The sequence below is a fragment of the Zhongshania aquatica genome (genome assembly GCF_027257955.1).
GTDB lineage: Bacteria > Pseudomonadota > Gammaproteobacteria > Pseudomonadales > Spongiibacteraceae > Spongiibacter > Spongiibacter aquatica.
The window spans coordinates 105,110-126,651 of sequence record NZ_JANZNQ010000001.1; the positions used below are offsets into that span (position 1 = coordinate 105,110).

Below are 21,542 nucleotides of genomic sequence, written 5' to 3' on the forward strand. Positions count from 1 at the left end.
GATCAAAAATATTTGTAGGACGATAAAGTTACTGGAATATACCGGCTAGGACGGCCCGGCTAGATAAGCATGAAAAATGGCCTTATTGCTGCCAGCACCTTAAACCATATCCTCCATGACCCGCTCGGCAAAACCATGGCCTGCTTCTGCATAAAGATTGAAAGTGATGCAGCCCATGTTTACCAACTCTTCCTGCTGATCAGGAAAGCGTGAAACCACTGCAATTTTTCCTTTGTAATCAAGTTGTTGAAGCAACTTAACGACATCTATATTTTCGGCATGGTTAGTTAAGCTGACCAGCACTGTCTTGCGACGATGCAAATCCGCCCGCTCCAAGAAATCCCTATCACTGGCATCACCGGGCACACATGAAATACCTGCCAGTCTCATTTTCAGGGCCTTATCGGCACTTTCTTCCACGCCGACAATCCTATTCGGGTAATGCTGGCTCAAATACTCGTAAGCCCCGCTACCAATACGGCCCATACCAAAAATCACTATTTCGGCATCGCCCAAATCGACTGGCCTTTCCTGCACCAGTAATTCGTCGCGCTCCATTTTTTGCAGTCGGGTAGCCAATCGCGCGTAAAGTGAGTGAACATGAGTGTTAAAGGGCACGGCAATAAACAGCGACAAGGCCATGGCCACCGCTAATGTAGTCAGCCATACAGCGGGCAGTTGCCCACCTTTAACCGCCATGGCAGCCACAATCAAGCCAAACTCGCTGTAATTAAATAACGACAAGCCAACCAATAACGACGTACGAGCCCGCAGGCGGAACATCAACAGCAGCACAAAATAAATAAACGGCCGCAGCAAGATTAATGAGCCGATACCCAGTGCAACCAGCAACATATCTCCACTGGGCAAGCCCGCGTATCCAATACTCAGGAAAAACGCGGTCAGAAAAATATCTTTGAAATTAATAAGGCCTTTATAAAGTTCAGAGCTCTTGTTGTTGTTTGCCAACAACACACCGAACAGCAGGGCGCCTAGACCCGCCTCAAGATGAACGGACTCGAATAATTGAGCGCTGCCTAGCGCAACAGCAATACCAAACAACACCAATAACTCGCCGTGCCCTGCTTGCTTTAAAAAATACACCAGCACCGGCCGAAGCAGTGGTAGCCCCAATAGAGCAAACGCCCAAGGTGATGGCGCATGCTCAGCAGAAAACACCAAATAGGTAACCGCAAAAATATCCTGAACCACCAAAATACCAATGGCGATTTTGGCGTGTAAAGCAGCCCCCTCACCGCGTTCATCAAATATTTTTACCGCAAATACGGTACTGGAAAAAGACAAGGCAAAGGCCAACATCCAGGCGACAGAGGTTTCAATTTCAACAACATTGGGTAGGATAAATACCAGACTTAGCAACATACCAGCGGTGAGCGGCACCACAATAATGGTATGTAAAGTCGCCGTCGCCCATATTTGTGGGGCCAGTAATTCCCTCAGATTCAATTTTAGGCCAATGGTAAATAACAGAAGCGTAATACCCACTTCAGAGAGCGCATGAATAACCCCTGCGTCACCGAGCTGCAAGCCACCCGCTAAAAATCCCGCTGACAAATACCCCAAAAGTGGCGGCATCCCTGCGCGTCGAAAACCCAAGCCTGCTATAAAGGCCAGTCCCACCAATATGGGCTCGATCATAGCTAATTATCCATTGTCCAAAAGCGTCAACAACATCCTATTAACGCGAATTAAATTTTAAAAAGGTGACTTCGGGAGCAATACCGGCGTAGTCGCCTTATACCGTAAGTAATCTTCATCACTACCCCAACGTGTATCCGCACGGGCTTCCAAGAGGGGAATACCACTAACTTTGGTGAGTAAAAAGACAACAAAACAAGGCGACAGCAAACCTATATACATCCAAGCGCTTAACGCTGGCGCGGCAACAATCGCGATACCAAGCCACAACAGTATTTCGCCAAAATAATTTGGGTGCCGCGACAACGACCACAATCCAACAGAAATAAATCGACCCTGATTGGCTACGTCTCGACGAAAGCGCCGCTTCTGATAATCAGCGATAGACTCAATGACCATTCCCGCCAGCCAAAAAATGCCACCTAGAAGTGCGAAAAAACCCAAGGGCTCATGACTACCGCCGCTAATTGCCAGTATCGCGCACAGTTGAATCAGAAATACCCAAGCACCTTGGAGGGTCCATGTGAGTAAAAAACGGAGGAAATTGGGTTTAATATCATCGAAACGCCCGTCGCCACCATCAGCAACTATTCTAGCGAACAAAAAACACCCTAAGCGCAAAGCCCATAACACGATAAATATCGCCAGTAGCAAACTGCGCGCATCAAGCTCTTGCACCATCCATACCGTAAAACTGATTACTGCGATATTAGTGATGGCACCAATAAGGTCGTAGTAGCGTTCCGTTTGCCAAACATAGGCATGAATAAAACCCAGCCACTGACTTCCCACCGCGAACACCAAAACCCAGAGAGGAATAGTAAGCCCTCCAACGGTCACCATATCTCGAGAAGAAAGCAGTGCAATTACCGTCAACAATAAGAGTAAAAACACAATAACAGCCAAGTTACTTAATACAGATTTCATCGTCGTGTCTCACGCTAGCGGTGAATTGGCGCTCATATAAGCCGTTAACTTTCTTAACTAGTCTTCGGCTGGAAAGCTAAAACGCAATACGATGTAACCCAAGCCACCAGACAATAGCGAGCCAAGAATAATGCCCAATCGTTCGTCAAATATGCGGTCTACACCGACGTCTTCAAAAGCGAGAGAGCCTACAAACAGACTCATAGTAAAACCAATACCGCACAGAAGTGCGGTGCCGTATAGCGATGCCCAAGACATTCCATCCGGTAACTTTGTAAGATGTAGTTTTATGCCTAACCAGCAAAATACAAACACGCCGATCTGCTTACCAAAAAATAGACCCAAGGTAATCCCAAGCGGTACGCCGTGCATAATATGCTCCAAGCCCAGCCCGCTAAAGCTAATACCTGAATTACAAAAAGCAAATACCGGCAAAATAAAAAAGGCCACTACAGAGTGAAGATCGTGTTCTAGGGATTTCGCAGGTGAGGTCCCGTCAGGATCTTTGGATCGCATCGGCACAAACATCGCCAGTACCACTCCTGCCAAAGTTGCATGCACGCCAGACTTAACCAAGGCTACCCACATTACCAAGCCCACTAGTATATATGGGCTTTTTTCCTCTATGCCACGGCGATTCAAACACCACAGCACAGCAACACAAATCGCTGCCACTACAAGCGCCGTCATTGATATTTTGCTGGTGTAAAAAAACGCAATAATGAGGATGGCGCCAATATCATCAAATATAGCCAATGCGGTCAAAAACACTTTCAAGGTCATGGGTACTCGACTACCCAGCAAGCTGAGCACCCCAAGAGCAAAAGCTATATCCGTCGCAGTGGGAATTGCCCAGCCCTGCAGTGCAACAGGATCCGTCGCATTCATAGCCACGTAAATCAGCGCCGGAATAACCATACCGCCAATCGCACCCAAACCCGGTAATACGATTTTGCTGAGTTCGGAGAGCTCACCTTCTAAGAACTCACGTTTGAGTTCCAAACCCACCAAGAGGAAAAACACGGCCATAAAGCCATCGTTCACCCACATTAATAAGGGCTTCGCGAGTTTGAGGGCGCCGACTTGCACCACCACCGGCGTTTCAATCAATAAATTATAAAGACTGAAAAGAGGGCTATTTGCGAGCACCATGGCTAAGGCACTTGCGAGTACCAACAAGATGCCACCGGCTGACTCTTGTTTTAAAAATTGGCTGATATATGAATCATCATATTTTGTCATAAACACCTGTTATCACTTCACTACGAACTACCAAACCACAGAAGTAAGCGGCGCTTACGACCTTAACTCTAGCACCCGCCGGTATAAAAACGTTAAAAAGATCATACCGCCTCAGCAAACCAACACAAGAAATACCGGCGATTTACACATATTTTTGACAGCATCGACATTGAGCCAAGGTTTATCTAACAGACAAGCCTTGCTCCAAATCACGACTTGACGCAGCATAGGCCTGAGTCATCAATAAGGACATAATAAATGCCAGACAAATCACAACTTCGTGGCGCTAACTTTCCCTCTGCCCGCGAAGAAATGCACAACGACAAACAAGACACGCCGTCCGCCTACCGATTAGCGTTCACCGATCAAGACTTTTTACTTCGCGAAGAGCTACGTGGACTGCGCTTCCACCTAGAACTACAAAAGCCAGAAATGGTATTAAAAGAACATGGCGTTGAATCAACGATTGTTATTTTTGGCAGCGCGCGCTTCTTATCACCAGAAGACGCCGACGCGGCGCTAAAGGCTGCCGAAACCGACGGCGATCCAGCAAAAATCCGCGCAGCAAAACGAGAGCAACGCAACAGTCACTACTATGAGCAAGCGCAAAAGATCGGCGAATTAATCACCCAGCACTCCTCAAACTGCGACGAAACCGAACAACTCTACGTGATGACAGGCGGTGGTCCCGGCATTATGGAAGCGGCCAACCGGGGCGCCATGGAAGCAGGAGGTAAATCGATTGGCCTCAATATTGTGCTGCCCCACGAACAAGCCCCCAACCCCTACATCAGCCCAGAGTTCTGCTTTCGCTTCCACTATTTCGGCATACGTAAAATGCACTTTATGCTGCGCGCAAAAGCATTAATCGTTTGCCCGGGTGGGTTTGGCACCCTTGATGAATTATTTGAAGCGCTCACCCTTATTCAAACCGGCAAATCAAAGCGGGTGCCCGTCATTCTGATTGGTCACGAATTTTGGCGCAAGGCGATCAATCTTGAGTTTTTACGCGATGAAGGGGTCATCAGCCCAGAGGACGTCAATATGATCTCCATTGTCGATACCGCCGAGCAGGCATGGCAACATATTGTCGATTTCTATCAACTCAGCCCTGGACAATGTATACGCTGCTAAAACAAAGTAAGGGTGCCAATAACGCCATTGGCGCCCTAGCTTATGTATAATACTGAGCTGATTTTCAGCATAACGGTTTCATCATGCCCGCCCCTATTGTCCGCTTTGAACATATTCGCTTTGCCTATCAGCTCGAGCCGATACTCGACGACTTTAGTTGGCAGTGGCCACAAGGACAGCATGTTGCGATTCTCGGCGGCAACGGCGCGGGTAAAACAAGCTTAGCGAAACTAATCACCGACGTATTGCGCCCTAATAGCGGCGAGGTATCTTACGCAGACAATATCGGCCCCGCCGACATCGCACATATTTCCTTTGATCTACACCGTGAATTAATGGAACGGGATCGTCGCTTTGACGATAGCGAAACCCGCGATGATGCCTTCGATGTCGGCACCACAGTACAGAATATTATTCTGCAGCGTCAGACACCGAATGCCGACTTTGAGCAGCTGTGCGATCGCCTCGGCATTAGGCATATTCTTGACCAAGGTATTCGATTTATCTCAACCGGCGAAAGTCGCAAAACACTTTTGGCGCGGGCATTATTTGCTAAACCTGCCGCACTAATTTTAGACAATCCCTTTGAAGGTTTAGACACTAAGGCACAGGCTGAAATGCACAGCCTAATGGCTGAATTAGTTGACTCAGAAACGCCACTGGTGCTACTCACCAAAGATGCCAACGACATACCCGATGCCATCGACACCGTATTCAATATGGCGCATGGAAAAATACTGAGTGAATGTACGGCTATTGAAGCTAAACAACAGGCCAAAGCAGTACACCACTACGCAAAGCCTCTACCCATTGCCGAGGCTCCCGCTCATCCATCTGACGTTGCCTTGCTAGAACTGCGGGACATTAATGTCAATTTCCGCGGTAAGCAGGTATTGAGCGACGTGAACTGGACACTGATGCCTCACCAACATTGCTGCATTAGCGGCCCTAACGGTGCGGGAAAATCAACACTGCTAGGATTGCTGTGTGGCGAGAATGACAAGGCCTACGGACAGCAGGTGTTTTTGTTCGGTCGTAAACGGGGCAGTGGTGAAAGTATATGGGAGGTGAAATCCCAATTCGGCTTGCTCAATACCAACATGCAAATGAGCAATTTAAAACGCACCAAGGTAATCGACGTCGTCGCCTCTGGATTATTCGATTCAGTGGGTTTATACACCGACTACAGCGAAGGCCAGCGCCAACTACTAATTGCTTGGTTAGACGCACTTGAATTGCTACCTTTAAAAGAACAACGCTTCGACCGTTTGTCTTTTGGCGAGCAGCGGATGATTCTTCTTGCGCGGGCAATGGTGAAGTCGCCGCGTATTCTAATTTTAGACGAGCCCTGCATCGGTCTCGATAATGAACAAAAATCGAAGTTGCTGGGCGCGGTAGATCAAATTGCCGCCCACGGCCAAACGCGCATTTTGTTTGTCAGTCATCGCAGCGAAGAAGTGCCCGAGTGCATAAACCAATTTATGGATTTAGTGCCTTCCGAAAAGGGCGGCTATACCGCCCAAATCCGTGAACGTTAATATCGTATTTGGTATGAACGTTTAGTCAAACACACCCTTAAACCAGCTCCATACTTTCTCAGGTTCAGGCGCACAACCACCCCGTTCGGTTGGCGCGCTGCCGCTCATGAACGGCATATATCGCGCGCCTTCGCACCATGACTGAGTGAGTTTACCGCTCTCTCCATCTACCCACTGATACTCGACGCCCGCTATCTGGGAGAATGGCATTTGCTCGGTGCTGGCCTCGGCCATAAATTGTCGCCATACAGTCAACGCACCGCTGGCACCGGTTAAACCTGTCGAGGCATTATTGTCTAAACCCATCCACACTACCGACATATAATCGCCAGCAAAACCGGCGAACCATGAATCACGAGTGTCATTACTGGTGCCCGTTTTACCGGCCACCCGATAATCCTTAGGTAAGACGTTGTAAACACCTTTACCCGTTCCCTCACGCACGGTTTCCAACATCGCGTATTGCAGCACATGCACTGCAGCAGGGTTGACCACCTGTTTAGGTTTTTGTGGATAGCGCGCCAGCAATTTACCATCGCTATCTGCAATAGCGTAAATCGTCCGCAGTGGTGTATAGCTCCCTCCGGCAGCAATCGTCTGATACATCGCCGCCACTTCAATTGGCGCTAATTCAGCCGCACCCAACAGCATCGACGGCACCTTCAATAACGGCCGCTGAATACCCAGACGCTGGAACATATCCATCACATTATCTAAACCAACATCCATACCCAGCCGGGCAGTAGCGAGGTTATATGAATGTGCGAGCGCGGTGTGCAAGGGCACATCGCCATGGGATTTACGGTCGTAGTTTGAGGGCTTCCACAGCGAGCCATTGGCATTGGGTATCGACACCGGCGCATCGGAGACTCGGGTCAATAAGTTGTAGTAGCGAGGCTGATTTATGGCGGCTAAAAATACCGCAGGCTTAGCCAGAGAGCCAATTGGACGCAAGGCATCCAAGGCACGGTTAAACCCTGCATAGCGAGGGCGCTTGCCGCCTATTACCGCTACCACATCTCCGCTATCGACACGGGTTACTACCATCGCCACCTGCAAATCTTTCTGGCGGCTTTCTAAGCGCGCTAAGGATTTTACCGTGGCTTTTTCCGCGCGGCGCTGCAATACCGGATCGAAGGGCGTAAAAATTCTCAGGCCACTGCGCTGCAAGTCTTGGCTTTGGTAATCGCGACTAAGCTGGCGGCGCACCAAATCCACATAGGCGGGATATACACCATCTAAAGCTGACGATTTCGCTAATTCTAAAGGTTCTTTCTGCCATGCCGACAACTGGGCAGGCGTTAACCAACCCTGTTCTGCCAATTCTCCCATGACAATATTACGGCGATTTTTAGCTCGCTCGGGATGCCGCCAAGGGTCGTAATACGAGGGGCCCTTTACCAGCCCGACCAACATAGAAATTTGCGCCAAATTTAATTCATTTAGGGGACGGTTAAAGTAATGCCGCGCCGCCAAACCAAAACCGTGAATAGCGCGATTACCTTCCTGCCCCAAATACACTTCGTTTATATACGCTTCAAGAATACGATCTTTGCTGTAGTGCATTTCGGTGAGAATGGACATCACCGCTTCCTTGCCTTTGCGCCATAAACTGCGCTCATTGCTTAGAATGGTGTTTTTCACCAACTGCTGGGTCAAGGTACTGCCACCCTGCACCGTGCGACCGGCTTTGATATTTGCCAAAAACGCCCGCGCGATACTGCGTGGTGAAATACCAAAATGACTATAAAAATGCTGATCTTCAACTTGGACTAAAGTTTCAACGAGCATTTGCGGTACTTCCGCAAGACTCAACATCAAGCGATCTTCGTGACGACCGGGATACACGCCACCAATAACCATGGGGTCCAGCTGCTCTTCCGCAAGCCGGTCACCCAAGGTATCGCGAACCACGCCCACCGTGGTCGCCCCCATATCTATTTCCACTTTGCGACCGGGACGCTCGCCGTCAGCAAACGCGAAGGGCCTTAAATATATTGAGAAGTGATCTCCCTGCCGATAGTAGGTTCCCGGCTCATTCACCAACTTCCGCGAGCGATAGCCCAGCTCGCCAAGTTCAGACTCCAACTCATAGGAAGTCAAAATAGCCCCAGACGCCAAAACGAGGGGACGAGCGTACACCTTGGCAGGCTGCTCGTAGCGCTTTGCATCGAAAGCACCGCGCACTTTGGCATCGCAATAGGCGAATAGGAATAGCATCAACACTAAACCCACTAGGGAAACTTTTAAACCCAAACTTAACCAGCGAATATTCCGAAATTTACTCACAACGCGATTGGGGGATTTTTTAGCCATTACTCAAAACCAGATAATATTTATTGATCCATTTAACATGGAGTACGCGTACAACGGCGTTCCTAGCCCACCGGTTCATCAGTATTCCTGTGCTCACGCATTGCAAATAGACTTTCAAACCGGATAATAGCGGCACTTTACCGCAAGTAACTGGCAAATAAGATGAAAAAATACCATCTCTACGGCATTGGCGCTGCACTAGTAGACACCGAAATTGAAATAAGTGATCAAGAACTCAAGGCATTTGGCGTCGAAAAAGGTCTGATGACCCTCGTTGATGAGCCACGCCAACAGGAATTGTTGGACAATCTCAGCGGCCATTTGGTTCATGCCAGTTTGGCTAGCGGTGGCTCTGCCTGTAACTCGATTGTTGCCGCCGCCTATTTTGGCGCAAAAAACTACTATTCCTGCAAAGTCGCCAAGGACGAGCACGGCGACTTTTTCATGAACGATATCAAGACGGCGGGGGTAGATGCCGATTTTGACGGCGAAAAATCTGTCGGCGTCACCGGCAAATGCTTGGTACTAATCAGCCCCGATGCCGAGCGCAGTATGAATACCCACCTCGGTATTAGTGAAACACTGTCGATCAACGAACTAAACGAAGCCGCGCTAAGCGACTCTGAATATTTCTATGCCGAAGGCTATTTAGTTACCTCAGATACTGGCCGCGCCGCCGCTATCGCAGGCCGTGAGATTGCTGAACGCAACGGCGTAAAAACCGCGCTCAGCTTCTCAGATCCTGGCATGGTCAGCTTCTTCCGCGACGGCTTGGCGGAAATGCTAGGAAATGGCGTGGATCTTGTTTTCTGCAATGAAGCAGAAGCCTTGGGTTGGGCGAAAAGTGAATCATTAGAAGATGCTATCGCGGCGCTGAAAAAGGTAAGCAAGACCTTCGCCATTACCTTAGGCGCTAAAGGCGCGCTGGTATTTGACGGCGAGCACCTTCACCAAATTGCCGGCCACAAAGTCGATGCGATAGACACCAACGGTGCCGGCGACATGTTTGCGGGTGCTTTTCTGTACGCCATTACCCACGGCCACAACTTTAAAAAAGCGGGTGAGCTAGCAAGCCGCGCCGCTGCAGAAGTGGTCTCGCAATACGGCCCGCGCTTGGCAGGCCCACGTCACCGCGAGTTACTGGCTAGCCTAGCCTAATATTTCGCGCATAAAAAAAGCAGAACCCTGTCAGGCGTTCTGCTTTTTTTGTGCCTTGAAAAAGCACGGCAATCTTATTTTTTATGTAAGAAAGCCACCAACTTTGGATCAGAGAACATACTAACCAACACTTCCGCCACCAAGTCGTTCACCAGTTTGGTGTTGTGAGAATTGCTAGGGGCGTTGAAAAACTTCTGATTGCGCTTAACGCGATACCGCCCCTCATAATGCTCGATACCGCGCGAGGCTTGCACTTCTACCGTTGCCAACATATCCATATCATAGCCCACCCCATCTTCCTTGGGGTGATCGTAGACCAGCGACGTAAAGATCACGTGTAGATCCGTTGTATTCGGATTCAAACTATCTACGTTGTACCCCATTGACGCCATATATGACGACAGCGCCTTCTCTACGGGCAAAGACAAATCATTGGCTAAGGTAATAACCGATGTTTCACGGTAGGGACCGCCACGACTCCCCAGCACTTTGTTTGCACGCTGATCGCTCACTCGCACATTAACCGGACTATCATTGCCCGTGGTTAGCGCTGGCGTAGTAAACTCAGGCGCTATTTGAATAGCTTGCGGACTTTGCGCGCAAGCCGTAATCAACAGCGCGACACTCACGATAAATCCTTTCATCAAATTTGTATAACTCATCATTTATCCTTGGGATAACAAATCACGTAGATCGGTAATTGCGGCATTAGCGCGGGTAATATACGACGCCATCACTAGAGAATGGTTTGCAAGTAGTCCAAAGCCGCTGCCATTCAACACCATTGGGCTATACATTGCTTGCTGGGTTCCCTCCAGCTCGCGGATTATTTGTCGCAGACTAACCGCCGCATTTTTATTTGCCAATACGTCAGCAAAATCAATTTCGACCGCCCGTAAAAAACAGATCAGCGCCCAAGCTGTGCCGCGCGACTCATAAAATACATTATCGACTTCAAGCCATGGCGTCTTCACCCGCTGATCGCTCGCCGCCGGTGTGGACTGACGCGCATTGGGATCATTTGCTAAATCTGTATTTAAGCGAGGCCGACCGACGCTAGCGCTCAAACGCTGCGACAAACTTCCCAAGCGAGACTCCACCCCCGCCAGCCAATAACGCAAATTATCTGCCCGCGCATAAAACTGGGCCTGCGGATCATCCACATTGCTGAGGCGCTTACGGTAGGCTTTAAGATATTTAATACCTTGACGATACTCAGACTCAGAGGCCGGAACAGCCCAGCTATTGGTAGAAAAGTTAAAGCGCGGTTCGGCAATAGCTAAATCGCTATCTTCTTGCGATTGGGATTGTGAACGACTAAAACTCTCGCGCATCGCCCGGCTCAATTCCCTCACTTGAATCAGCACACCGTATTCCCATGCAGGCATATCATCCATGAAAATACCGGGCGGCGTAATGTCATTACTTAAAAAGCCACCGGGCTTGTCGAGCAGCGTTTCACTCACATCAATAAGGGCAGAGGTTGTCGCGGTACCTACGACTGCCATTTTCGCATCCTGCTGAAGATAACGCGTTTCTGGCATATCCGGAGTAATGCTCCAATATACGCCCAGTACAATCACTAGCAGTAGGTAGAGCGGCACTACAACCGCGGCAATACGCCACGCCACGCCGTTTCCTAGCCAATCCTGTATCCCCTCTTTTCCACGCGAAAAGAAGTCAGATATTTTTTGCTTCATCATGGGTGCATCTCTGTATGTTCGTGTTTGGACGGCGCTTCTTTTAGCACACTAATTACCGGCGCAACGACCATGATCTCTTCGCCGTCATCCGCGACAAGGCTAAAGCTTACTTCATCGCCATCGCGCACGGGTCGAGTGAGATCAATCAACATTAAATGGTAGCCACCCGGTGAAAAAACAATACTTTTGCCCGCGCCGATAGTGACCGAACCTTCTTCTTGCATCATCATCATGCCGTCGTGATGGCGATGACTATGAATCTCCAATCGCTCTGCAGCGTCGCTGGTGCCAGCCTTTAATTCAACGGCTTTGTCGCTGGCATTATGCACGGTAAAAAATGCAGCCGTGTTACGCTGGGTTGGCGGCAATCCTCGAACATACGGATTTTCGATTTCTAGGGCCTGCGCAAGCAACGGTATCACCACCAACACGCACAGCGATATCCTCCACATTTTTACCACACCGTCCTCCTCATATTTTTGTGCAACATTTTTACATCTTGCGGCAAACAATTTATCTCGCAAACTGCACCGAACTCACCAGCGCGGTTATACTCCAAGGTCGAGCTTAACTATTTTGACGTATCATACCGCCACCGCCTTAGTGATTGTATTTATGAAGCAGCTTTTATTACTGGTTATTTTACTGTTTGCTGGGATCGCCCACAGTTCAGACGACTTTTTCTCGGCACCATCACCCTCCAGCTTCGACGACGCTAGTCCACAATTTTTACCTGTAGAAGAGGCCTATCAATCCCAATTACTATGGAATAACGACGACCTTTTATTGAGCTGGACAGCCGCCGACGGCTACTACCTTTATAAAGAGCGCTTTACCATCAAGGCAGCGGTAGATGGCCGCGCGGTAGCAATATCGCCCAAATTTGAAACTGGGAAATTAAAACAAGATCCAAATTTTGGTGAAACCGAGGTGTACTACCATAACACCACGATAACGCTGAGTGGACTCCCCGCCGACACATTCACGCTCAGCGTCACCTCACAGGGCTGCGCCGACGCGGGCCTATGCTACCCACCGCAAACCCAACACTACACCGTTGATCCTATCCAGCGGCAGATTAGCGAATCTGCGGCGCCAACAATCGCGGTAAATCGCGCCACCACCCTGTCGGGTGAATCAGACAAAGACAAGGCCCTATGGCTGATATTGGTATTTGCGGCCCTTGGTGGCGCCATTCTCAACCTTATGCCTTGCGTGTTTCCGGTATTAGGGCTCAAGGTTTTAAGCTTTGCCAATGCTAGGGACGGCAGCCCACTTAACCACGGCCTGGTTTATAGCCTTGGCGTAGTTGCGAGTTTTATTGCTGTCGCGACCGTATTAATAGTCTTACAACAGGCTGGCGCCGCCATAGGCTGGGGCTTTCAACTGCAAACCCCGTGGTTTGTTGCCTTGCTAGCATGCTTATTCTTTGTTCTGTCGCTAAATTTGCTGGGCTTATTTGAGTTCGGTGGCAACTTAATGAATATCGGCAGCGATCTAAGCCGCAAGAATGGTTACGCTGGGAGCTTTTTTACCGGTGTGCTGGCCACCGTCGTTGCCAGCCCCTGCACCGCGCCTTTCATGGGCACCGCTGTAGGTTTCGCAGCTAGCCAACCTGCGGTAATTGCATTATTGGTTTTTGCCTTTATCGGCATCGGCATGGCACTGCCGGTCTTACTGCTGACTCTATTTCCAGCCGGTTTACGACGACTACCCAAGCCCGGCATATGGATGGTGAAGCTCCGACAATTTCTCGCCTTCCCACTCTTGGCAACCGCCATCTGGCTGGCTTGGGTTATCGGCCGCCAAACTGGCGCAGACGGCATGGCGTTAACGCTCGCTGCGTGGCTGCTACTTGCCATCGGGGTTTGGCTACACGGGCTCGGCAATAAATTACTGGCGGGCGCCACCTTAATTGCGGCCATCGCCATGCTCGTTACCGGTCTAAATGGCCCGCAGGACAATAGCAACTCGACGAGCGGCAACTTTGACAAAAATGAGATTCAACGTCTGCGTGAAAGTGGCCACAATGTTTTCTTAGATGTCACGGCAGATTGGTGCATTACCTGCGCGGCAAATGAAGCACTCGTACTCAATACCAAGGCGGTAAGTGAGGCCTTTGACCAACACAATGTGACCTATTTCGTCGCTGATTGGACCAATTACGACCCCGCGATCACCGCGCTCCTCGCGGATTATCAGCGCAATGGCATTCCCCTGTATATTTACTACCCCGCAGACCTCAACGCCGCCGAAATCATGCTTCCGCAGGTTCTAACCAAAGCGATGATCTTTGAACTACTAAACAGATAAGATTAGCCGCCCGAGGTGTTAGCACCGAAAACACTGAGGACGGTAAAACGCCAGCTATCTTCTGCAAACTTGCAGACATATGACGCTATCTTAAAAAATTCACGAGATGCGTTGGACTCAGAAATCCAAATAAGGCACAATCGCGTTACACCCTGATTGACGCATCCAAGCAGTAAAATATGGCATCAATACTAGTTCTTCACGGCCCAAATCTAAATTTACTCGGCACACGTGAACCCGGCGTATACGGGAGCAACACACTGGCGGATATTGATGCCCAATTGCAACTCAGCGCCAAGGCTGGCGGACACCACCTGCAGTCAATGCAAAGCAACGCGGAATACGAGCTAATTGACCGAATTCATCTGGCGCGACCAGAGGGGATTAACTTCATTATTTTCAATCCAGCAGCCTTCACCCACACGAGCGTTGCCCTGCGTGATGCATTGCTAGCTGTCGACATACCCTTTATTGAAGTACATCTTTCCAATGTGCATGCGCGTGACAGCTTCCGCCATCATTCCTTTTTTTCCGACATCGCTCGCGGCGTAATCTGCGGATTGGGAGCTCAAGGCTACCAATTAGCACTAGAGGCAGCGATGGAACAGTTAAATCAATAATGTCATCAACTTAGCCCATTCAAGAGAGCGACTATGGATATTAGAAAAGTAAAAAAATTAATCGAGCTACTCGAAGAGTCAAATATCGACGAGCTGGAAATTAAAGAGGGTGAAGAGTCTGTGCGGATCAGCCGCAATAGCGCCGCCAAAGGTATGCAAGTACCGCAGTATATGAGCCAGCCGATGATGCAAGCACCTGCTGCCGCGCCCGTTGCTGCAGCACCAGCAGAAGCGCCAAAAGCTGCTGAGCCCAATGGGCACATCATTAAATCGCCCATGGTTGGCACCTTCTACCGCTCACCTTCGCCATCATCACCGGCGTTCGTTGAAGTTGGTCAACACGTTAAAGTTGGCGACGTTATTTGTATCGTAGAAGCGATGAAAATGATGAACCAAATCGAGGCCGACAAATCAGGCGTGATCGAAGCCATACTTGTAGATGACGCAGAACCGGTGGAATTCGATCAATCCTTGATCACTATTGTGTAAAACGGGCTTGCCCGGAACAAACAATTGTCCGATCAACATACCCAAAAGGGATTGATTTCAAATGCTTAAAAAAGTTGTTATTGCCAACCGCGGAGAGATTGCATTGCGCATTCTTCGCGCCTGCAAAGAGCTTGGCATTAAGACTGTGGCGGTTCATTCCACCGCAGACCGCGAACTAATGCATGTCCGATTAGCCGACGAGTCGGTCTGCATTGGCCCCGCGCCGTCGCCAGCTAGCTATCTAAATATACCCGCTATTATCAGTGCCGCTGAAGTGACCGACGCCGTGGCAATTCATCCCGGCTACGGTTTCTTAGCGGAAAATGCCGATTTCGCCGAACAGGTCGAGAAAAGCGGATTTGTCTTCATTGGCCCCACCCCCGACATTATTCGTATGATGGGTGACAAGGTCTCCGCAATTAAGGCGATGAAAAAAGCTGGCGTACCGACTGTCCCCGGCTCCGATGGCCCGATTACCGATGATAATGAGCAAACCTTAGCGGTGGCCAAACGTATCGGCTATCCTGTTATTATCAAAGCTGCAGCCGGTGGCGGCGGTCGCGGCATGCGCGTTGTGCATAGCGAAGCGGCTCTTCTCAATGCTGTGTATGTGACCCAGTCAGAGGCGAAAGCCGCCTTTGGCGACGAAACGGTCTATATCGAAAAATTCCTTGAAAATCCACGCCACGTGGAAATTCAAGTTCTTGCTGATGGCCAAGGCCACGCGATCCACTTAGGTGACCGAGATTGCTCATTGCAACGCCGCCACCAGAAAGTGTTAGAAGAAGCGCCGGCACCAGGGATTCCCGACGAGATTCGCGCTCAGGTCGCCAAATCCTGTGTCGATGCCTGTATCGCCATAAACTATCGCGGCGCGGGCACCTTCGAGTTCCTCTACGAGAATGGGCAATTCTTCTTTATTGAAATGAACACCCGAATTCAGGTTGAGCACCCGGTCAGCGAAATGGTGACCGGTGTTGATTTGATCCGACAGCAGCTGCTAATTGCTGGTGGCGAGAAGTTGTCGATTACCCAAGACGACATCAAAATCAAAGGCCATGCCTTTGAATGCCGTATCAATGCCGAAGATCCAAAAACCTTTATGCCCTGCCCAGGCTTGATAAAGCATTATCATCCGCCGGGCGGCTTGGGCGTGCGGGTAGACTCACATCTGTACAGTGGCTACACCGTACCACCCCACTATGATTCGATGATCGCCAAGATCATCACCTGGGGTGACAGTCGCGAAATCGCACTGAGCCGGATGCGCAATGCTCTGGACGAGTTAGTGGTTGACGGTATCCGCACCAACACTGAGCTACACCGCGACCTAGTTCGTGATGCCGCATTCCGCGAAGGCGGCGTCAGCATCCATTATTTAGAGAAAAAACTTAAGCTCTAAATGAATTAAGTCTGTAACATAAAGGGGCCCATTTTCGGATCGGCCCCTTTTTTATTTCTGATATTTGATCACAACAAATTTATATCTTATAAACGAGCACCCAATGACTTGGTTACAACTGCGACTTGACGCCGACCCCGCCACCGCCTCCCAGCTCGAAGATGCGCTTTTAGAAATTGGAGCCGCAGCAGTTACCATGGAAGACAATGCGGACCAGCCCGTATACGAACCCGGCGTGGGAGAAACCCCGGTCTGGCAGCACACAAGGGTCACTGGCTTATTCACCGCCGACACCGATATGACAGCAACACTGGCGGAATTGCAGGCCTATTACGACCAAGCATTACCACCGTTAAAAATAGAAATACTCGAAGACCGCGACTGGATTCGTGAATGGATGGATACCTACCACCCCATTCAATGCGGCGAACGGCTGTGGATCTGCCCGAGTTGGCGAGAACCAGTAGACCCCAACGCCGTCAATCTGCTACTCGATCCAGGCCTCGCCTTCGGCACCGGAACACACCCCACCACATGGCTATGCATGCAATGGCTAGATCAGCAAGACTTGGCTGGACTCACTGTAATCGACTATGGCTGCGGTTCCGGCATTTTAGGTATTGCGGCACTGCTACTCGGCGCTGAAAAAGTCATCGCTGTCGACAATGACCCGCAGGCGCTGCTCGCCACCCGTGACAACGCCCGCCGCAACAATATCGACGACACGCGTATTGACTGCCTACTGCCTGAGCAAATTCCCAACGGCTTACATGGCGACGTAATGGTTGCCAACATACTGGCTGGCCCACTCATTTCACTAGCACCGACATTAGCCGCAACACTGGATGCTGGCTCACCCATATGCTTGTCAGGCATACTGCAAACCCAAGCCGACGAACTTATGAGCTGCTATAAGCAATGGTTTAATGAGCTGAACCTGACCCAAAAAGAAGAATGGGTTAGAATCAGTGGCAATAAAAACAATAGCTAGAGCGACTAAATTCGGCGATGGACACAGAACACAATCCCGCAAAAAGCATTCAATGCCCACAATGTGAAACCCGGTTTCGGGTGAAAGCTGAACAATTGCTGCTCGCCGATGGTTTAGTCCGATGCAGCGTGTGCATGAGTATTTTCAGTGGCATTGACGAACAAACCGACGCCTCAATATTACTTACCGATATCGAAGGGAGTGATAGCGACACCAGCAATATCGAAAACCACGACATTGACAACAACCAGACTGACGACGTTTCGCTAGAGTTTGAGTCTACAAGCGGCGACGATATTGATGGCGACGGCCTTAAAGGCGAGCCACCAGAACTCGATTTGCTAACCGGCCTAAGTACGGTTAACCATGACTTTGAACATCACCTAACTCCCAGCCACAACACACACTGGTTTTGGTTTGCCGCAAACACGCTGGCACTGCTAATACTCTTAGCCCAAATTGCCCTCTGGCAAAAAGCAGCCTTGTTTGCCAGTCCTATGGGCGACCAGCTACGTAAGCTATGCCCTATTAACCCCCTACTTTGCGAAGAGAAATCCAGTACTCGCAGTTCGCCCGTTGCCGATGTTGTCAGCACCAAGCTCGTGGTTCGTAAACATCCCTCACAGGAAAATGCGCTTCTCGTCGACACCATACTTTTAAACCGGGGCCCAGCCAGTACCTCATTCCCCGAGCTGCAACTCCGATTTAGTGATATCAACGGCCAAACCGTTGCCGGCCGCACCTTTAAACCTGCCGAATATCTCGCTGGCGAGCTCAGCCAGGACGCTAGCCTCCCAAGCCAGCAACCCGTCCACATCGCGCTTGAGATCGTCGATCCAGGCCCACAAGCGGTGAACTACCAGTTACAGCTGCTGCCGTAAAGGCCATTTTTTTACATCGAAAACTGGTTATTTTCTGAGCGCAAGACTTCCGGTGAAGTCTTTGAACGAGTATTATAGCTGCCCTGTTTTCCCACGGTTAAATTCCCTTCACAGGGCATGGCGATGATCCAGATTGGTCCTCACAAGCTTCCTGCCCGTGCCGTATTGGCGCCGATGGCGGGTATTACCGATCTGCCATTTCGCCGCTTGTGCCGCGAGTTTGGCGCCGGACTAACTGTGTCGGAAATGGTGATTAGTGATACAACGCTATGGGACACCCGCAAAAGTCACTTGCGCTTAGCCCATGACGACAATACACCTCGCGCCGTACAAATTGCCGGCGCGGATCCGCAAATGATGGCGGATGCGGCAAGACGCTGTGCAGACCTAGGTGCCGACATTATCGACATCAATATGGGCTGCCCGGCTAAAAAAGTATGTAAAAAGGCCGCAGGTTCTGCGCTGTTAAGAGAACCAGAATTAGTAAAAGACATTTTGAGTGCGGTGGTATCTGCGGTGGATATTCCCGTCACACTGAAGATTCGTACTGGCTGGTCACGGGATCAGCGCAACGGCAATGACATCGCCAAACTCGCCCAAGATTGCGGCATCCGCTCTTTGGCAGTGCACGGCAGAACGCGGGAATGTCGGTATATGGGCAACGCCGAGTACGACACCATCGCGGAGATAAAGCAGGCATTGGACATCCCGGTGTTTGCCAACGGCGATATCTGCACGGCGGAGCAGGCCAAACACGTTTTGGATTACACCGGCGCCAATGGCGTGATGATTGGCCGTGGTGCACAGGGTAAGCCATGGATATTTAGAGAAATTAACGAATATTTAGCAACCGGCGTGCTGCCTACGCCAGCAACATCAGAAGAGATTAAGCAGGTGCTGCTGAGTCATCTCGGCGCACTCCACCGCTTTTATGGTGAACATAACGGACTGCGTATCGCACGTAAACATTGTGCATGGTATTTGCAGGAGCTCGACCCCACCGCTGGCTTTCGCGGCCTATTCAACCGCCTAGAGTCAGCCAGCGCACAACAAGATGCTGTACATCGCTACTTTGAACAGCACGAACGAAACCTACAGGAAGCCGCAGCATGAATTTAAACAGCATAGACACCACCCCAGTCGCAGAAGCCGCTACCAACGCCGCTACGACTGCAGCAAACGACGATATTAGTAAAGCAAAGAACTTACGTGACAGTGTTGCGATTGCGCTAAACAACTATCTATCGACCATAGACGGCCAAGACGTGTGTGATGTCTACAATATGGTGCTGTCAGAGGTTGAAGCGCCGTTACTTGAAGAAGTCATGCGCTACACCCGCAATAACCAAACCCGGGCATCGCAAATGCTTGGTTTAAATCGCGGCACCTTGCGCAAAAAATTAAAGCAATACGATTTACTGTAAGCATCATCGCAAGCCGCTTCCCGTTCGACATTTTTTTAATCTCAAGGTGACCCACTAGGCATGACTACAGACAACCAGGCCCGCCCCGTTAAACGCGCCCTCATTAGCGTTTCTGATAAATCCGGCATCGTCGATTTCGCCCGCGAACTCACCAAACTGGGTATCGAACTGCTCTCGACCGGCGGCACCTACGCTCTGTTAAATCAAAATGATATTGCCGTAACCGAAGTCTCTGACTACACCGGCTTTCCAGAAATGATGGATGGCCGTGTTAAAACTCTGCACCCCAAAGTACACGGTGGCATTTTAGGTCGTCGCGGCATTGACGATGTAATCATGAGCGAGCATGGCATCGACGCCATCGACATGGTTGTGGTTAACCTCTACCCCTTTGAAGCAACTGTGTCCAAACCCGGTTGCACTTTAGAAGACGCAGTAGAAAACATCGACATTGGCGGACCAACCATGGTTCGCGCTGCAGCTAAAAATCATCGCGACGTTGCGATTGTGGTCAACGCCACCGACTATGACATCATTCTTGACGAGTTACGCAACAATGACGGCTGCACATTGCACGCTACGCGTTTCGACCTCGCTATTAAAGCCTACGAACACACTGCGGCTTACGACGGTATGATCGCCAACTATTTTGGTCGCCTAGTCCCCGGCGGCACCGAAAAATTCCCACGCACGTTTAACAGCCAATTTATTAAAGCCCAAGACATGCGCTACGGTGAGAACCCACACCAAGATTCAGCCTTTTATGTTGAGCGCCACCCCAGCGAAGCCTCAGTGGCGACCGCCACCCAATTACAGGGTAAGGCACTGTCTTACAACAATATCGCAGACACTGACGCCGCGCTGGAATGTGTGAAATCCTTCGTAAAACCGGCCTGCGTTATTGTTAAGCACGCCAATCCCTGCGGTGTTGCAGTATCGTTAAACGGCATTGGTGAAGCCTATGATTTGGCCTTTGCTACTGATCCCGAGTCAGCGTTTGGCGGCATTATCGCCTTTAACCGCGAACTCGATGCGGCAACGGCAAAAGCCATCTGTGATCGTCAATTTGTAGAAGTTATCATCGCGCCTAGCGTCAGCGAAGAAGCGGCGGCCATCGTCGCAGAGAAGAAAAATCTGCGCCTACTTGCCTGCGGCCAATGGGGCGCCAACAATCCCGCTTTCGACTATAAACGGGTAAACGGTGGCCTGCTAGTACAAGACCGTGACCTTGGCATGATCACCGAAGCAGATCTAAAAATCGTGACCAAACGCCAACCCGAAGAAAGCGAAATTCACGATATGATTTTCGCGTGGAAGGTTGCCAAATTCGTCAAATCCAATGCCATCGTCTACGCAAAAAATCGCCAGACTATTGGTGTTGGTGCTGGTCAAATGAGCCGCGTGAATTCAGCGCGCATCGCCGCTATTAAGGCCGAGCACGCCGGTCTTGTCGTAAAAGGCGCAGTAATGGCATCAGATGCCTTCTTCCCTTTCCGCGATGGCCTAGACAACGCAGCTGCCAACGGTATTAGCTGCGTCATCCAACCCGGTGGCTCAATCCGCGACGACGAAGTTACTGCTGCAGCCGATGAACACGGCATCGCGATGGCCTTTACCGGCATGCGCCATTTCCGCCACTAAATACGGTAGATGCAGGATGGGAGACCGGGGACGCAAATGCCTCCTCCCAACCTTAGACTTAATCACAAATAAAGGAGTATGGACGCCGATAGCAGCGGTAGACC

19 protein-coding genes are annotated in these 21,542 nt (G+C 50.2%); 12 read left to right on the top strand and 7 right to left on the bottom strand.

Annotation, left to right across the window (positions count from 1 at the left end):
* Nucleotides 1–99 precede the first annotated feature (99 nt).
* The 3 genes from O9X78_RS00475 to nhaA are packed head-to-tail and all read right to left on the bottom strand — an operon-like array spanning nt 100 to nt 3,828.
* Complete coding sequence (locus tag O9X78_RS00475; RefSeq protein ID WP_269617590.1) at nt 100–1,659, bottom strand: cation:proton antiporter family protein; 1,560 nt, start codon at nt 1,657–1,659, stop codon at nt 100–102.
* Nucleotides 1,660–1,716: 57 nt separating this feature from the next.
* A complete protein-coding gene (locus tag O9X78_RS00480) occupies nt 1,717–2,586 on the bottom strand; it encodes a DUF1295 domain-containing protein (protein WP_269617592.1) in 870 nt (289 codons plus the stop codon).
* Nucleotides 2,587–2,643: 57 nt separating this feature from the next.
* On the bottom strand, nt 2,644–3,828 hold the full coding sequence (nhaA, locus tag O9X78_RS00485; RefSeq protein ID WP_269617593.1) for a Na+/H+ antiporter NhaA: 1,185 nt from the start codon (nt 3,826–3,828) through the stop codon (nt 2,644–2,646).
* Nucleotides 3,829–4,086: 258 nt separating this feature from the next.
* Here nhaA and O9X78_RS00490 point away from each other — a divergent pair, with 258 nt between their 5' ends.
* Both O9X78_RS00490 and O9X78_RS00495 read left to right on the top strand, forming a co-directional pair.
* A complete protein-coding gene (locus O9X78_RS00490) occupies nt 4,087–4,962 on the top strand; it encodes an LOG family protein (RefSeq protein ID WP_269617594.1) in 876 nt (291 codons plus the stop codon).
* Nucleotides 4,963–5,045: 83 nt separating this feature from the next.
* Complete coding sequence (locus O9X78_RS00495; protein WP_269617595.1) at nt 5,046–6,500, top strand: ATP-binding cassette domain-containing protein; 1,455 nt, start codon at nt 5,046–5,048, stop codon at nt 6,498–6,500.
* 21 nt (nt 6,501–6,521) lie between these two features.
* On the opposite strand, the gene mrcB is transcribed toward O9X78_RS00495, so the two are convergent.
* Complete coding sequence (gene mrcB, locus O9X78_RS00500; RefSeq protein WP_269617596.1) at nt 6,522–8,816, bottom strand: penicillin-binding protein 1B; 2,295 nt, start codon at nt 8,814–8,816, stop codon at nt 6,522–6,524.
* Nucleotides 8,817–8,978: 162 nt separating this feature from the next.
* Here mrcB and O9X78_RS00505 point away from each other — a divergent pair, with 162 nt between their 5' ends.
* Complete coding sequence (locus O9X78_RS00505) at nt 8,979–9,974, top strand: adenosine kinase (protein ID WP_269617597.1); 996 nt, start codon at nt 8,979–8,981, stop codon at nt 9,972–9,974.
* Nucleotides 9,975–10,048: 74 nt separating this feature from the next.
* Here the strand turns inward: O9X78_RS00505 and O9X78_RS00510 are convergent, their stop codons facing one another.
* The 3 genes from O9X78_RS00510 to O9X78_RS00520 are packed head-to-tail and all read right to left on the bottom strand — an operon-like array spanning nt 10,049 to nt 12,129.
* On the bottom strand, nt 10,049–10,636 hold the full coding sequence (locus O9X78_RS00510) for a YajG family lipoprotein (protein ID WP_269617598.1): 588 nt from the start codon (nt 10,634–10,636) through the stop codon (nt 10,049–10,051).
* 3 nt (nt 10,637–10,639) lie between these two features.
* Nucleotides 10,640–11,677 (bottom strand): DUF2333 family protein, encoded by a 1,038-nt coding sequence (locus tag O9X78_RS00515; RefSeq protein WP_435056036.1) that lies wholly within the window; start codon nt 11,675–11,677, stop codon nt 10,640–10,642.
* A complete protein-coding gene (locus O9X78_RS00520) occupies nt 11,674–12,129 on the bottom strand; it encodes a copper chaperone PCu(A)C (protein WP_269617924.1) in 456 nt (151 codons plus the stop codon). The genes O9X78_RS00515 and O9X78_RS00520 overlap by 4 nt, the downstream gene beginning before the upstream one ends.
* Nucleotides 12,130–12,292: 163 nt before the next feature.
* On the opposite strand from O9X78_RS00520, the gene O9X78_RS00525 reads away from it, so the two are divergent.
* The 9 genes from O9X78_RS00525 to purH all read left to right on the top strand — a co-directional run bounded on the left by O9X78_RS00525 (nt 12,293) and on the right by purH (nt 21,438).
* Complete coding sequence (locus O9X78_RS00525; protein ID WP_269617600.1) at nt 12,293–13,990, top strand: protein-disulfide reductase DsbD family protein; 1,698 nt, start codon at nt 12,293–12,295, stop codon at nt 13,988–13,990.
* A 179-nt stretch (nt 13,991–14,169) separates the two neighbouring features.
* Entirely contained in the window at nt 14,170–14,610 is a 441-nt protein-coding gene (gene aroQ / locus O9X78_RS00530; RefSeq protein ID WP_269617601.1) for a type II 3-dehydroquinate dehydratase, read from the top strand.
* 33 nt (nt 14,611–14,643) lie between these two features.
* A complete protein-coding gene (gene accB / locus O9X78_RS00535) occupies nt 14,644–15,099 on the top strand; it encodes an acetyl-CoA carboxylase biotin carboxyl carrier protein (RefSeq protein ID WP_269617602.1) in 456 nt (151 codons plus the stop codon).
* Nucleotides 15,100–15,160: 61 nt separating this feature from the next.
* The gene (gene accC / locus O9X78_RS00540) at nt 15,161–16,501 is read left to right on the top strand and encodes an acetyl-CoA carboxylase biotin carboxylase subunit (protein WP_269617603.1); all 1,341 of its coding nucleotides are present in this window, start codon (nt 15,161–15,163) and stop codon (nt 16,499–16,501) included.
* Between the two features lie 103 nt (nt 16,502–16,604).
* Entirely contained in the window at nt 16,605–17,492 is an 888-nt protein-coding gene (gene prmA / locus O9X78_RS00545) for a 50S ribosomal protein L11 methyltransferase (protein ID WP_269617604.1), read from the top strand.
* Nucleotides 17,493–17,509: 17 nt separating this feature from the next.
* Nucleotides 17,510–18,373 (top strand): zinc-ribbon and DUF3426 domain-containing protein, encoded by an 864-nt coding sequence (locus O9X78_RS00550; RefSeq protein ID WP_269617605.1) that lies wholly within the window; start codon nt 17,510–17,512, stop codon nt 18,371–18,373.
* A 123-nt stretch (nt 18,374–18,496) separates the two neighbouring features.
* On the top strand, nt 18,497–19,486 hold the full coding sequence (dusB, locus tag O9X78_RS00555) for a tRNA dihydrouridine synthase DusB (RefSeq protein ID WP_269617606.1): 990 nt from the start codon (nt 18,497–18,499) through the stop codon (nt 19,484–19,486).
* Nucleotides 19,483–19,797, top strand: coding sequence for a DNA-binding transcriptional regulator Fis (gene fis / locus O9X78_RS00560; RefSeq protein WP_269617607.1), 315 nt, complete (start codon nt 19,483–19,485; stop codon nt 19,795–19,797). The genes dusB and fis overlap by 4 nt, the downstream gene beginning before the upstream one ends.
* 60 nt (nt 19,798–19,857) lie before the next feature.
* Nucleotides 19,858–21,438 (top strand): bifunctional phosphoribosylaminoimidazolecarboxamide formyltransferase/IMP cyclohydrolase, encoded by a 1,581-nt coding sequence (purH, locus tag O9X78_RS00565; protein ID WP_269617608.1) that lies wholly within the window; start codon nt 19,858–19,860, stop codon nt 21,436–21,438.
* Nucleotides 21,439–21,542 lie beyond the last annotated feature (104 nt).